The organism is Mesorhizobium sp. ZC-5, assembly GCF_025753855.1.
Classification (GTDB): Bacteria; Pseudomonadota; Alphaproteobacteria; order Rhizobiales; family Rhizobiaceae; genus Neomesorhizobium.
In genome coordinates this window covers 559,074-571,905 of sequence record NZ_JAOWPT010000003.1, presented here as the reverse complement: position 1 = coordinate 571,905, position 12,832 = coordinate 559,074, and the positions used below count along the sequence as shown (strand labels likewise).

The 12,832-nt window shown below is 61.9% G+C and carries 11 protein-coding genes and 1 tRNA gene; 7 read left to right on the top strand and 5 right to left on the bottom strand.

Going from position 1 to position 12,832, the window contains the following annotated elements; all coding sequences use genetic code 11:
• Positions 1–35: 35 nt before the first annotated feature.
• On the bottom strand, positions 36–1,961 hold the full coding sequence (locus tag OHD58_RS11440; RefSeq protein WP_263803389.1) for an ABC transporter substrate-binding protein: 1,926 nt from the start codon (positions 1,959–1,961) through the stop codon (positions 36–38).
• Positions 1,962–2,079: 118 nt separating this feature from the next.
• Between OHD58_RS11440 and OHD58_RS11435 the strand changes: the two genes are divergently transcribed.
• The 4 genes from OHD58_RS11435 (at position 2,080) to OHD58_RS11420 (ending at position 6,563) form a co-directional block, all read left to right on the top strand.
• Positions 2,080–3,021, top strand: coding sequence for a LysR substrate-binding domain-containing protein (locus OHD58_RS11435; RefSeq protein ID WP_263803388.1), 942 nt, complete (start codon positions 2,080–2,082; stop codon positions 3,019–3,021).
• 217 nt (positions 3,022–3,238) lie between these two features.
• Complete coding sequence (locus OHD58_RS11430; protein WP_263803387.1) at positions 3,239–4,210, top strand: ABC transporter ATP-binding protein; 972 nt, start codon at positions 3,239–3,241, stop codon at positions 4,208–4,210.
• Entirely contained in the window at positions 4,207–5,154 is a 948-nt protein-coding gene (locus tag OHD58_RS11425) for an ABC transporter ATP-binding protein (RefSeq protein ID WP_263803386.1), read from the top strand. The genes OHD58_RS11430 and OHD58_RS11425 overlap by 4 nt, the downstream gene beginning before the upstream one ends.
• A 92-nt stretch (positions 5,155–5,246) precedes the next feature.
• A complete protein-coding gene (locus OHD58_RS11420) occupies positions 5,247–6,563 on the top strand; it encodes an alanine racemase (protein ID WP_263803385.1) in 1,317 nt (438 codons plus the stop codon).
• 136 nt (positions 6,564–6,699) lie between these two features.
• Here the strand turns inward: OHD58_RS11420 and OHD58_RS11415 are convergent.
• Positions 6,700–6,784: transfer RNA gene (locus tag OHD58_RS11415), tRNA-Tyr, on the bottom strand.
• Between the two features lie 201 nt (positions 6,785–6,985).
• Between OHD58_RS11415 and rlmB the strand changes: the two genes are divergently transcribed.
• Both rlmB and OHD58_RS11405 read left to right on the top strand, forming a co-directional pair.
• Complete coding sequence (gene rlmB, locus OHD58_RS11410) at positions 6,986–7,843, top strand: 23S rRNA (guanosine(2251)-2'-O)-methyltransferase RlmB (protein ID WP_263803384.1); 858 nt, start codon at positions 6,986–6,988, stop codon at positions 7,841–7,843.
• A gap of 22 nt (positions 7,844–7,865) precedes the next feature.
• The gene (locus OHD58_RS11405) at positions 7,866–8,192 is read left to right on the top strand and encodes a hypothetical protein (RefSeq protein WP_263803383.1); all 327 of its coding nucleotides are present in this window, start codon (positions 7,866–7,868) and stop codon (positions 8,190–8,192) included.
• Here the strand turns inward: OHD58_RS11405 and OHD58_RS11400 are convergent.
• From OHD58_RS11400 to gcl, 3 genes are all read right to left on the bottom strand, one after another.
• Entirely contained in the window at positions 8,157–9,104 is a 948-nt protein-coding gene (locus OHD58_RS11400) for a 2-hydroxy-3-oxopropionate reductase (RefSeq protein WP_263803382.1), read from the bottom strand. The two genes, OHD58_RS11405 and OHD58_RS11400, sit on opposite strands and share 36 nt — an antisense overlap.
• Before the next feature lie 18 nt (positions 9,105–9,122).
• On the bottom strand, positions 9,123–9,923 hold the full coding sequence (otnI, locus tag OHD58_RS11395; RefSeq protein ID WP_263803381.1) for a 2-oxo-tetronate isomerase: 801 nt from the start codon (positions 9,921–9,923) through the stop codon (positions 9,123–9,125).
• 86 nt (positions 9,924–10,009) lie between these two features.
• A complete protein-coding gene (gene gcl / locus OHD58_RS11390; RefSeq protein WP_263803380.1) occupies positions 10,010–11,791 on the bottom strand; it encodes a glyoxylate carboligase in 1,782 nt (593 codons plus the stop codon).
• A gap of 209 nt (positions 11,792–12,000) precedes the next feature.
• Between gcl and bhcR the strand changes: the two genes are divergently transcribed.
• Positions 12,001–12,828 carry an HTH-type transcriptional regulator BhcR gene (bhcR, locus tag OHD58_RS11385; protein ID WP_263803379.1) on the top strand — a complete coding sequence of 276 codons (828 nt, stop codon included), beginning with the start codon at positions 12,001–12,003 and terminating at the stop codon, positions 12,826–12,828.
• Positions 12,829–12,832 lie beyond the last annotated feature (4 nt).

Genomic DNA, 12,832 nt, shown 5'->3' with positions numbered 1-12,832 from the left:
GGGCGGCAATGCCGCCCGGCTGGAAGCGAGGCGGATCAGTTCGCCTTCTTGATCGGATAGAAGTCCCATGCCCCGTAGAGGATCATGTTGTTGACGAAGCCATCGATATTGTCGCGGGTGACGATGTAGCCGAAATCTTCCCACAGGAACTGTGTGGTGGCGTATTCGTGAGACATCTCCTGCAGCTTGGCGTAGATCGGCTCGCGCACGGCCGGATCGCTCGACGCCCATGCCTCGTCCAGCAGCGGCTTGAACTTCTCCGCCATCAGGTCACGATAGCCTTGTCCGACCATGCCACCGACAAGACCGGTCGGCGACAGATAGTAGGAAGCGGCACCCAGCGGACCGCCCGGATCGGAATAGTCCGGACCCCAGCCCATATAGGTCAGCGGCGAGGCAGGCTTTTCGCGATTGTTCAGCTTGTCCGAGATCGAAGCCCATGGCAGCGACTGGATCTGCATCCTGAACTTGGGATTGATCCGCTGGAGCCCCTGCTGCAGGGCCGAAAGTGCTGCGGACCCCTGCGGCGTGCCTTCCTGGACATAGGCCGTGAAGGTGAAGCCGGTTTCCCACAGCTTGCCGCCGAAGGCTTTCTTGAAATGCTCCGCGGCCTTGGCCGGATCGTAGGTGTAGATCGGTGAATCCGGACGATAGCCCATGATGCCGCGCACGGTCGGTCCGTGCGATTGCACCGTCTTGTCCAGCAGGACCTGCTTCAGCAACGCATCGTAGTTCTGCGCATAGTTGAAGCCCTTGCGTACATCGATATCGGAAAAGAAATCCGCCGGGATGCCCTTGCCGTCCAACTGGCCGCTGCCGAGGGCCGGATTGTCGGCCTCATCGAGCGGCCAGGCGAAAAACAGCCCACGCCCGAAGACCTTCGGCAACCCATCCGTGACCTTGACGCCGGGGGTCTTGCTCAGCTCGTCGAGGAACTCGACCGGCGCGGTGACAAAATCCGCATCGCCCGACAGCAGCTGCAATCGGCGCGTCGTCCATTCCGGAACGGTGCGCATGACCACCCGCTCAAGCGATGCTGGCCCCATGAAGTAGTTTTCGAAACGCTTCATGGTGATGCGGCGATCGGTGCGATCCCACTCTTCCAGCATGAACGGTCCGGTGCCGTTCTCCTTGTCGAACAGTGGGTCGGCGGCGAGTTCCGGCTTGTAGTGCTTGATCCAGTCGTCGCCGGATCCGCCCCATCCGCCGACATCCGTCACCCATTCCTTGTCGACGATCGAAGTGCCGAACGGCAGCGCAATGACGCCCAGCGTCGCCGGGAAGGATTTGGGCAGCGTCAACGTGACCTTGTCGCCATCGATGGTGAACTGCGACGCAAGCTGGTCATAGACCTTGCGCAGGACTTCCGGGCTGGCGTCGGCGATCTTTTCGACCTTGCCCTCGGTTTCAACCCATTTGGCGATGTCGGTATATTTGCCGGCGGTGACCACTTCGGTGATCGCGTTGGACATCCAGGACTGGCCCTGCAGGATGGCGCGCATCAACGAGTAGCGCACATCCTCGGCGGTGATTTCGCCATAGCCCGGCTCGATGGCGGCCTTCTGCTCCTCGGTCAGCTTGTCCAGATATTCCCAGGTGATCTTGCCGTCGGCACCCTTGATGCCGACCTGATGGGCGCGCACGCCCTTGCGGATCGGGAAAGTGTAGCTGACGGAACCGTCGGCACCCTCCTTGATCAAGCCGTTTTCCAGTGACGGCACTTCGGCCGAAATCGCAGGCACGAATTCGGAGATTTCGGAGCCTTTGTAGTTGAGCAGGCGGCTGTAGACGTTCAACACGCCGTATGAGCTCGGCGTGTTGGCGATGTAGGCTGGGTCGAACGACAGGATGTCGTCCGTCCAGAGGAACACGAAGGTTCCAGGGTTCTTGGTTTCGGCGATGGCCGGCGATACAGCGGCGCTGAGGCCGAGGCACAAGGCAAGGGCTAGAATTCGCTTCATTGTTGGTTCCCGGTTGGCGGAGGTTTCTTGCTTTTTGCCGGCAGGCTAGGAGTACACTTGCGCTGCTGTCCAATGTGTAGATAGGATCGGTTATGCAAAATACGCATGAGGCCGATTTGTGGAACTGGCGTGGCTCGAGGACTTTCTGGAAATCGTCGCGACGCGGAACTTCTCGACCGCCGCTTCAGCGCGGAACATCTCCCAGCCGGCATTCAGCCGGCGGATAAAATCGCTCGAAACCTGGGTCGGCGCCAGCCTGGTCGATCGCAGCACATACCCCGTGCGCCTGACCAGCGCGGGCAATATGTTCCTGCCACGCTGCCAGGAGATGGTGCGGGAAATGTACCGGTTGCGAACGGACTGCCGCAATGTCGCCGGTGCCAGCTCGCAGCTCATCACATTCGCTTCGCTGCACACCCTGGCGATCTACTTCTTTCCGACCTGGGTCCACTCGCCCGACATGCCGAACGCGCCGATGCGCACCAGCATGCACACGGCCGACTTCCTGGAATGCATCGAGCATCTGACCTCGGGCCGGTGCGATTTCGTCATCACCTACGATCACCCGGACGGACCGCCCGTGCTGGAGGCCGGGCCCTTCGAATCGCTGCAAATCGGCAAGGACCGGCTGGTCCTCGTCTCCGGTGTCGATTCCTCCGGCCAGCCCCTGTTTACGCTCGACCCGGCCGAAGGCGACGAAGTTCCCTACCTCGCCTATTCCTGGAACGACGGCTACCTCGGCAAGCTGATCTCGTTGATCCGATCGCGTTCGCGCCGACCACTCAATCTGAGCATCGTTTACCAGTCCTCACTCGCCGAGGGACTCAAACACATGGCCGTCGCCGGCCATGGGGTCGCCTGGCTGCCGCAAATCTGTGTCCGCAAGTCCATCGCCCAGGGCGAGCTTGTCCAGATCGGCGGCCAGCAGCTTTCACTCGAAATGGAAATCCGCATCTTTCGCCGCACCGGTTCGGGCAGCCGCGACGCGGAGGCGCTGTGGAAATTTCTTGCCCAGACTTCCGAGCGACGGCTCGACGGCGCGATATCAATCGCCCGCTAAGCCCCGATTTGCATTTCGTATGCCAAAACCGATACGCCAATGCAAAACGCGCATAGTTAGCTCCATGAGCACACCAAATGCCCGCATTTCCGACTGTTTCGTAAAAGGATAGCCGCGACGGGGTGTGCATCATGCGTAATCGTTCGGCTTGATCGTCGCCGCTGAAGGGTGCCTCAGCCACAGCGGCTATTGACAGTTGGGTCGTCGATTGCCTTCGATGCCAGTCAGCAAAGCCAAGCCGCGTGTCATCGAAGGACTTCATTTGTCGACGATCAAAGTTGCCGATCCAACATTGCCGGACGACGTCATTCTGGCGGTCGAGAAACTAGAAGTCGGCTTTGCGTCGCAAGGGCGCCGACCGATCAAGGCGGTGAACGGCATCTCCTTCACGATAGCGCGCGGAGAGACGCTGGTGCTGGTTGGCGAGTCCGGCTCCGGCAAATCGGTCACAGCGATGACCATCATGCGGCTGACTGAACACGACGGCGCCAGGATTACCGGCGGCCGCATCCTGATGCGCCTGAAGGATGGCAAGGTATCGGACCTCACGAAGCTTTCCCTTAAGGGTATCGAGCTGCTGCGCGGCTATGAGATGTCGATCGTCTTCCAGGATCCGATGTCGAGCCTGAACCCGGTTTTCACCATTGGCGACCAAATCGCCGAGGCGATCATCCGCCATCAGGGCAAGACGAAGCGCGAAGCGCGCGACATTGCGCTGGGCGTGTTGAAACTTGTGCGCGTGCCTGACGCGGCGCGGCGGCTCGATCAGTACGCGCATCAGCTGTCCGGCGGCATGCGCCAACGCGTCATGATCGCCATGGCGCTGGCGTGCAGGCCGTCGCTCATGATCCTCGACGAGCCGACGACAGCGCTCGACGTGACGATACAGGCGCAGATCCTCGACCTCGTGCGCGCGCTGCAGCGCGAGATCGGCATGTCGGTGCTTTTCATCACCCACGACATGGGGGTCGTCGCCGAGATCGCGGATCGCGTCTGCGTGATGCTGAAGGGCGATATCGTCGAAACCGGCTCCGTCTACGAGGTCTTCGCAGCGCCCCAGCATCCATACACCCAGGCGCTGATTTCAGCCGTGCCGCGCCTCGGCAGCATGGCCGAGACGGACACGCCGGAGAAATTTCCGCTGGTCGTCTACGAACCCGCGCAAAAGCTCGCGGAGACGATCCCATGACCACCCCCACGCCACGCGATAAAGATGCGCCGCTGATCGAGGTTCGTAACCTGGTGACCCGCTTCGATCTGCGCGGCGGCGTGCTGGGACGCATATCCGGACGCGTCCATGCGGTCGAGAATGTGTCGTTCGATATCTTTCCCGGCGAGACGCTGGCACTGGTCGGCGAGTCCGGCTGCGGCAAGTCGACAGTTGCGCGCAGCCTGATCCAACTCGAGAAACCGCTGTCCGGCTCCATCCGCTATGACGGGATGGAAATGATCGGCGCGCCGCGTCGGGACCTGGCGCGCTTCCGCCGCGACGTTCAGATGATCTTTCAGGATCCGTTCTCGTCGCTCAATCCGCGCATGACGATTGAACAGGCGTTGATGGATCCGATGCGCGTACACCGCATGGGCACGACAAAGACGCGGCGGGACAGCGCAGCCCGGTTGCTCGCCAAGGTCGAACTCCCCGCCGAGCATCTCGAACGCTATCCGCATGCCTTTTCCGGCGGGCAGCGCCAACGCATCTGCATCGCGCGAGCCCTGGCCCTGGACCCGCGGTTGATAATCGCCGACGAAGCCGTCGCGTCGCTCGACGTGACGATCCAGGCGCAGGTCATCAACCTCCTGATGGACCTGCAACACGAAATGCGTATCGCCCTTCTGTTCATCAGCCACGACATGGCTGTGGTCGAGCGCATCGCCCACCGTGTCGCGGTGATGTATCTCGGCGAGATCGTCGAGATCGGCGACCGGCGCTCCGTCTTCGGTAACCCGCAGCATCCCTACACCCGCAAGCTGCTTTCAACCGTGCCCGTGGCCGACCCGACCCAGCGCCCCGAAGGACGTGAACCCATGGCGGACGAAATTCCCAGCGCGGTACGCGACGTCGATTTCGTGCCGGTGGAACGGCCCATGCGAGAGGTGTCGTCGACCCATTTCGTGCGCGAAGCCGCCTGATCCAGTTCAAATCCGCCTGCTCCCTCCGCAGGTCGCCAGGTGCTCTTTGAGTGCGTGCCGGCGACCCGCATATCCCGACATCCGAGTTCCCAATGACCTTTCTTCCCCGCCTGAACCTCGCCCTGCTCGACGGCCTTATTCTCGATCGCTCGACGAAGGGCCTGCCTTTCGACGTGCCGGCGCTGCGCCTCGGCGATGTCGGCGATCAGGGCTGGAACGTGCTGAATGGCGACCTGCCGATGCCGGTCGCCATCATCCGCAGTGATCTCGTCACCGCCAACAGCGCCTGGATGAGCGCCTTCACCAAGGCCAACAACCTGCTGATCGCGCCGCACGGCAAGACGACGATGTCGCCACATCTGTTTGACCTGCAGATTGCGGACGGCGCCTGGGCCATCACCGTCGCGACGATCCAGCAGTTGGAAGTGTGCCGGCGGTTTGGCGTCGCGCGTGTCGTGCTGGCCAACCAGCCGGTCGGCACAATGGCCATCGACGCCTGTTTCAGGGCCTTGCAGGGGGACAGCCGCATCGAGCTCTATTGCCTGGCCGACAGCACCGAAGGCCTTGCGCTGCTTGCGGATGGCGCGCGCCGCACCCCGCCCCCGAAAGGCAACCCCTTGCGGGTGCTGGTGGAGATCGGCTTCGTCGGTGGGCGCACTGGTGTCCGTTCGCCGGAGGAGGCCCTGGATATCGCGCGCGCAGTCGTCGCCACCCCCGGACTTGCGCTTGCCGGGTTTGAATGTTTCGAGGGTCTGCTCCCGACCCCGCTGGAAGCCGACGCATTGATCGACGCCGTCGCCGCCACCGCCGGCATCGCTCTGGCGGAAGGCCTGTTCGATACGGCGGATCAGCCAGCGGATCAAATCGTCATCAGCGCGGGAGGCTCGAGTTTCTTCGACCGCGTCGGCGAGCGATTCGACCGCGCGGCGTTTTCGCGGCCGGTTCTGCGCGTTTTGCGATCCGGCTGCTACCTGACCCACGATTCGATCGGCTACGCCTCGGCATTCAAACGCATCGTGAGCCAAACCACGCTCCAGCTCCCGCCCGGCGGTCTTGCAGCCGCGCTCGAGGTCTGGGCTTACGTGCAATCACGACCGGAGAGCGGCCGCGCCATTCTGACGATGGGGAAACGCGATGTCGGCATCGACACCGGCATGCCCGTGCCGTTGCGCTGGTATCGGCCGGGCGGCGGGATGCCTAACCCGCAGGACATGCCGGCTGGCCACGTTGTCCGGGCGCTAAGCGACCAACATTGTCACCTGGACATACCGTCGGATAGCCCCCTGCAGGTGGGCGACATGGTCGGCTTTGGCAACGGCCATCCCTGCACGACCTTCGACAAATGGTCGATGCTTCTTCTGGTCAACGAAAAGTACCAAGTGTTACAAGCACTTAAGACATTCTTCTGAGATCAGAGAATTCTTCGCGCCGTTCCATCCCGGCACAGTGACCGTGAGGACACGCGGATCGGACGTCAGCGTCTAATTCGCGAACGCTGAATAGCGATACGCTTTTCGGGCGATGCGCTGGCTTCCGGTCCGGCAGTGGTGGAGGGGGTTGGATTCGAACCAACGTAAGCTGAGCTAACGGATTTACAGTCCGTCCCCTTTAACCACTCGGGCACCCCTCCAATCTGCCGACGGAGCCACGCAACGAGGCATTCCCGCGTAACGGGCCAAGCCAGAAAGCCCGCCCTAAATCCGCGAAGCGCCTTATGGCGGCAAGGTCCTGTGGTGTCAACCACAAGTCCCGCCATTTTCGCGCCATATCGACAGCACCATCGACAGGTCGGGCATATCCAACCTGCGATCACACGGCTATAGAAGCTGCCATGAGCGACGACAAAAAATCCGGAAGCCCGAAAGACACCCACTACGCCAAGCTGCGGCGCGCGCACCGCGACCAGAAGGCTGGCGGCCCGGGCCCGCAGTTCCGTCCGAAGAAACCGCTGCCGCCTGGCGAAAATCCACCCGACGGCCAGGTGCGGCTCTACGGCATCCATACGGTGCGCGCGGCGCTCGACAATCCGCGCCGCAAGATCAAGCGGATGCTTGCCACCCGCAACGCACTGGAAAGGCTGGAAATCACCGAGATCGCCGCCCTGCCCTTCGCTGCCGAGATCGTCGAACCGCGCGACATCGACAAATTGACCGGCACCGATGCCGTGCATCAGGGTGTACTTGTCGAGGCGCTGCCGCTGAAGCCCAAGGCGCTCGACGCGCTTGGCGATACCCCTCTGGTGCTGGTGCTCGACCAGGTCACCGATCCGCACAACGTCGGGGCCATCATGCGTTCGGCGGTTGTCTTCGGCGCCGGCGCGCTGATCACCACGCAGCGTCACAGCCCCCATGAATCGGGCGTGCTGGCGAAATCCGCCTCCGGCGCGCTGGAGCACATCGACTTGATCGAGGTGAAGAACCTCGCCGATGCGCTTAACCAGTTGCACGACGCCGGCTTCCAGACGATCGGCCTCGATTCGGATGGGCAGGCGGAACTGGAGAAAACTTTCGCCGGCAAGAAAATCGCGCTCGTGCTGGGTGCCGAGGGAAAAGGCCTCCGCCAGAAAACGCGCGAGACCGTCACCGCGCTTGCCCGGCTCGACATGCCGGGCGCGATCCGCTCGCTCAATGTTTCCAATGCCGCGGCGGTGGCGCTTTATGCGGCGAAGAGTTATCTTTCGCAACCTTGAGTGGCAGTCGAGGAACCGCGCGATGTATTACGCATATCTCCTGCTCGCCCTTATGGCTGCTTTTGCCGTGGGGTTGATCACTGGCACCGCGCGCCATCACGGCGCGAAATGGACGGCGGTGGAGTCGCTAGCTTCCGGCTTCGCGGGAATCGCATCGCTGATCGTCGCCATCGGCCTGGGGCTCTTGTTTCCGAACCTGGGGCGGGCCGTGGAGCGGATTGCCGACAACCGGCAGGGCGAAGATGCAATTATCGCCTCCCTGCTCGTGATCACGATTCTCGGCGCTATCGTTGGCCTGCAGCCGGTGCTACGCCTACGTCGCCGGCGGATGGTTCGTTCCTCCGCTTGAGTTCAGGCCGCCCGCGGCACCCGCGGCTTTGGCCACCTCGTGCCCCGCCATGCGCTCCAGCGCCCGCACCAGCGCCGAGTGATCCTCCTTGGCGCCGCCATTGGCCGCGCAGGAGTTGAAAAGCTGCTGCGTGGTCGAGGTGTTCGGTAGCGCGACGCCAAGCGCTTTTGCCCCCTCCAGCGCGAGATTGAGATCCTTCTGGTGCAGTTCGATGCGGAAGCCGGGAGCAAAGGTGCGCTTGACCATGCGCTCGCCATGCACTTCAAGAATGCGCGAAGCAGCCAGCCCGCCCATCAGCGCCTGCCGGACTTTCGCGGGATCGGCACCGGCCTTCGACGCAAAAACCAGCGCCTCGGCAACCGCTTCGATGGTCAGGGCGACAACGATCTGGTTGGCGACCTTGGTCGTCTGCCCGACGCCGTTGCCGCCGACCAGCGTGATGTTCTTACCCATCTTTTCGAACACAGGTCTGGCGCGTTCGAAGGCTTTCTCCTCGCCGCCGACCATGATGGTCAAGGACGCAGCCTTTGCGCCAACCTCGCCGCCGGATACCGGCGCATCGAGATAATCGCAACCCAAGTCGTTGATCCTCTTGGCAAACTCCTTGGTTTCAATCGGCGAGATCGAGCTCATGTCGATGACCAGCTTGCCTTTTGAAAGGCCGGAAGCGACGCCCTTTTCGCCAAACAGCACCTCCGCCACCTGCGGCGTGTCCGGCACCATGGTGATGATAACGTCGGCCGCCCGCGCCACCGCGTCACTGCCTTTGACGGTTTTCAGGCCCTTGGCGATTAGGTCTTTCGACGGCGCGCTGCGATGATCGCTGGCAATCACTTCGTAGCCGGCATCCAGCAGATGCCCCGCCATCGGCGCGCCCATGATACCCAGTCCAATGAAGCCTATCTTTTCCATTTTATTGTCCCAAGCCATTCAGGCAGCTGCGTTTTTCGTGGTTTTCGAGGCCTCGCGGAACCAGCCCAGGCCGGCTTCGGTCGCAGCCTTTGGCTTGTATTCGGCGCCAACCCAGCCGGTGTAGCCAACACTGTCGAGATGCTCGTAGAGAAACGGATAGTTGATCTCGCCCGTCCCCGGTTCATGACGACCGGGATTGTCCGCGAGCTGGATATGAGCGATGCGGCCGAGATTTGCCTCGATGGTACGGGCGAGATCCCCCTCCATGACCTGCATGTGATAGATGTCGTATTGCAAAAAGAGATTGTTCGAACCGACGCGGTCGATGATTGCCAGCGCCTGTTTCGAATTTGTCAGGAAGAACCCCGGAATATCGCGCGTGTTGATCGGCTCGATCAGCAGGCGGATGCCGGATTCTGCAAGCTTTGCAGCGGCATAACGGAGATTCTCGACAAAAACGCCTTCAAGTTCGTCTGCACCGATACCTTGAGGTGCGATGCCGGCCAGGCAGTTCACCTGGGTGCAGCCCAGCGCCTTTGCGTAGACGATCGCAGTGTCGATGCCGCGCCTGAATTCATCGACGCGGTCCGGCAGCACGGCGATGCCGCGCTCGCCCTTGCCCCAGTCGCCCGGCGGCAGGTTGAACAATGCCTGGGCAAGCCCATTCTTCTTCAAGCGGGCAGCAACGACCTCCGGCGCGTGGTCATACGGACCGACATACTCGACCGCCTTGAACCCGGCGCGGGCAGCCGCATCGAAACGATCAAGGAAGTCGTATTCGGTGAAAAGCATCGACAGATTAGCTGAAAAGCGCGGCATTTCCCTTCCCTTCATTCCGTGCGGTGGCCAGAGGACAGATAACCTGCCTCCGCCGTCTTGTATACACCTACATACAGCCGGTTCACTCAGTCGAGCAGCGCGATTGCCGTCGGTGCGTCCTCATTCTTTTCGGCGAGTTCCTCGAACTCGACGATGGCGTCGATCTCGGTGCCCATCGATATGTTGGTCACCCGTTCCAGGATGAACTCAAGCACGACCGGAACCTGGTGTTCCTTCATCAGCCGCTTCGCTTCGGCAAAACCCTTGGCGAATTCTTCGGGCCGGCGGACACGCACCGCCTTGCAGCCCATGGCTTCGGCAACCGCGACATGGTCGACGCCGTAGCCGACCTCGGCATGGCCAACGGTATTGATGTTCTCGAAGGCGAGACTGACCTCGAAATCCATCGAAAAGCCGCGCTGCGCCTGGCGGATCAGCCCGAGATAGGCGTTGTTCACCACGACGTGGATGTAGGGCAGCTTGTGCTGAGCACCGGCGGCCAGTTCCTCGATCATGAACTGGAAGTCGTAATCGCCTGAAAGTGCTACGATATCGCGGTTCGGATCAGCAGCGCGAACACCGAGGGCGGCCGGCAAGGTCCAACCAAGCGGGCCGGCCTGGCCGCAATTGATCCAGTTGCGCGGCTTGTAGACGTGCAGGAATTGCGCGCCGGCAATCTGGCTGAGGCCGATGGTGGAGACGTAGCAGGTGTCGCGACCGAACGCCTTGTTCATCTCCTCGTAGACGCGCTGCGGCTTCAGCGGCACCTGGTCGAAATGCGTCTTGCGCTTCATTGTCTTCTTGCGCGCCTGGCACTCCTTCGCCCAGCCCGACCAGTCGCGCAGCTTGCCTGCGGTCTTCCACTCGGTGGCGACGTCGAGCAGCATCTTGAGCGCCGCCCCCGCATCCGAAACGATGCCGAAATCCGGTGCGAAGACGCGGCCGATCTGTGTCGGCTCGATGTCGACATGAATGAACTTCTTGCCGGCCATGTATTTTTCGACGGTACCAGTATGGCGGTTGGCCCAACGGTTGCCGATGCCGAAGACGAAGTCCGAGGCAAGCATCGTCGCATTGCCGTAGAGGTGCGAGGTCTGCAACCCGCACATACCGGCCATCAGCCGGTGATCGTCGGGGATCGTGCCCCAACCCATCAACGTCGGGACGACGGGAACGCCGGTGATCTCGGCGAATTCGATCAGCAGATCCGACGCGTCGGCATTGATGATGCCGCCGCCGGCAACGATCAGCGGACGCTCGGCCTCGTTCAGCATGCGGACCGCCTTTTCCGCCTGCGCCCGGGTGATCGCGGGTTTGTAGGCCGGCAGCGGCGCAAAGGTGTCGATGTCGAACTCGATTTCGGCAAGTTGCACATCCACCGGCAGGTCGATGAGCACCGGCCCAGGCCGGCCGGAGCGCATCAAGTGAAACGCCTGCTGGAATGCCATCGGCACCTGATAGGGTTCCATCACGGTGACCGCCCATTTGGTGACCGGCTTGGCGATAGCGGAGATGTCGACCGCCTGGAAATCTTCCTTGGTGAGCCGGGCGCGCGGCGCCTGGCCGGTGACGCAGAGGATCGGGATCGAATCGGCCGAGGCCGAATAAAGCCCGGTGATCATGTCGGTGCCGGCCGGCCCCGATGTGCCGATGCAAAGCCCGATATTGCCTGCCTTGGCACGGGTATAGCCCTCCGCCATATGCGAGGCGGCTTCGACATGGCGCGCCAGGATATGGCGGACGGTGCCGCGCGCCTTCAGCGCCGAATAGAACGGATTGATCGCCGCGCCAGGCACACCGAACGCGCAATCGATCCCTTCCTTCTCGAGAACAAGAACCGCCGCATCAACGGCACGCATCCTGGCCATCTCTTTGTCCTTCCAACGATGAAGTCTGATTGGGCTTGAGAATGCACCCGGCTGACGTATTTTTCAATTTTTCCAGAATTTTTTTTCATTATGATCCAAAAATCGCTAACCATTGATTCTAAAATGTTTTCAGTTTTTCAAATTCGAGGGTATTTCAAATTGCGGAAATATTTTTTATTATTCTGGGCGACACAGTTGAAGGATTCAGCATGGAGACCATCGAGAAGCGGCAGCGCGGACGCCCGCGCTCCTTTCACGGACCGGCGGAAAACAGCTCCGTACAGTCTCTGGACAGGGCGCTGCGCATCCTGGCCATCATCGCCGATGGCGACGGTCTCTCTCTGAGCGAAGTGGCGGCGGCCTCCGGGCTCGCCGCCTCCACCGCCTACCGCATGCTGACGACCATGGAAGGGCATGGCATGGTCGAGTTCGATCGTACCGACCAACTCTGGTCGATCGGCGTCGAGACATACCGCATGGGTTCCGCCTTCCTGCGCCGCCGCAAGCTGGTCGACCGCGCACGCATCGTCATGCAGGACCTGATGGAAAAAACCGGCGAGACCGCCAATCTCGGCGTCGCCGAAGACGATTGCGTGGTGTTCGTCAGCCAGGTCGAGACTCATCAGGCAATCCGCGCCTTCTTCCGTCCGGGCACGCGCAGTTCCTTCCATGCGTCCGGTATCGGCAAGGCCATCCTCGCGCATCTGCCGGGCGAGCGTGTGACAGCGATCGTGCGCAAGGAAGGGCTGGAGACCTACACGCCGAAGACCATCACCGACGCCCCTGCCCTGGCGCGCGACCTGCTGCAGATACGCGAGCGCGGTTTTTCCATCGATGACGAGGAACGGCATCCCGGTATGCGCTGCATCGCCGCTCCCGTGTTCAACGAATTCGGCGAACCGGTTGCCGGAGTTTCGATTTCCGGACCGACGGTGCGCGTCACCCTGGAGCGTGTCGCCGACATCGGACCGCTGGTGCGCGACGCGGCAGCCGAGGTGACGCGGATGATCGGTGGCAAATTTTCACGTGCGGGATGACGCA